The organism is Endozoicomonas atrinae (assembly GCF_001647025.1).
Taxonomy (GTDB): domain Bacteria; phylum Pseudomonadota; class Gammaproteobacteria; order Pseudomonadales; family Endozoicomonadaceae; genus Endozoicomonas; species Endozoicomonas atrinae.
The window spans coordinates 1-896 of sequence record NZ_LUKQ02000640.1 but is presented as its reverse complement, the minus strand read 5'-3'; the positions used below and the strand labels follow the sequence as shown (position 1 = coordinate 896).

The following is an 896-nucleotide window of genomic DNA, read 5'->3' as shown; positions in this document are numbered from 1 at the left end:
GTTACCAGAGTTTGATTCGGCGATATGGTGGAGAGCCCAGTATGAGCAGACCTGGTAACTGCTGGGATAATGCAGCTATGGAGTCATTCTTTAGCCGGTTAAAAGTTGAATTAGTTTATGCCGAACGATTTCAGAGTATCGAAGAAGCCAGATCTGGAATCTTTGAATACATCGAAATATTTTATAACCGAATCAGACGGCATTCATCACTGGGATATTTAAGTCCTGTTGAGTGAAACCAACAATAGGTGTCCACTTTTCGTGGGTAACACCAGCATAAGGATAGATCGTGAAGAATAAAGGAAGAATGCACTTCTTTGCTGGAAAAATGGCAGCAGGAAAATCTACGTTATCCAAAGAAATTGCTAATGAAAATAACACGATTCTAATTTCAGAAGATGAATGGCTTGAGCAACTATTTAAGGATGAAATTAGAACATTTCAAGATTACATAGTGTATTCATCGAGATTGAAGCCTTTAATCAAAGAACATGTTCTAAACCTGTTAGATGAAGGGATATCAGTGGTATTAGATTTTCCAGCGAACACTAAGAAACAAAGATCATGGTTTCTTGAAATTATTGATTTAGGGTATCCACACCAACTGCACTATGTTGAAGCAAGTGATGAGCTGTGTTTAAAGCAATTGGCTATGAGGAGTGAAGGAATAGAAGATTCCGCTTTTACAACGGAAGCCATGTTCCATGAAGTAACAAGCTATTTTGAGCCACCATCAAATGATGAAAAGTTTGATATAAAAGTGTACAAAGGGAATGTAATTTAAATTGTGTAAACGCTTGTCGTTAATACTCCAAAATGGAGAATAACAATGAGCGTTGAAATCAACGAAAAACTGGTAGATCAAATAGCCAGTCAGATTAAAACTCAGGATGATC

General features: G+C 37.1%; 2 protein-coding genes. Both read left to right on the top strand.

Going from position 1 to position 896, the window contains the following annotated elements:
• A partial coding sequence (locus AK963_RS29725) for an integrase core domain-containing protein (RefSeq protein WP_139117806.1) occupies positions 1-236 on the top strand: 236 nt, incomplete at its 5' end.
• A 53-nt stretch (positions 237-289) separates the two neighbouring features.
• On the top strand, positions 290-784 hold the full coding sequence (locus tag AK963_RS29720) for a P-loop nucleotide/nucleoside kinase family protein (protein WP_202969945.1): 495 nt from the start codon (positions 290-292) through the stop codon (positions 782-784).
• Positions 785-896: the final 112 nt, after the last annotated feature.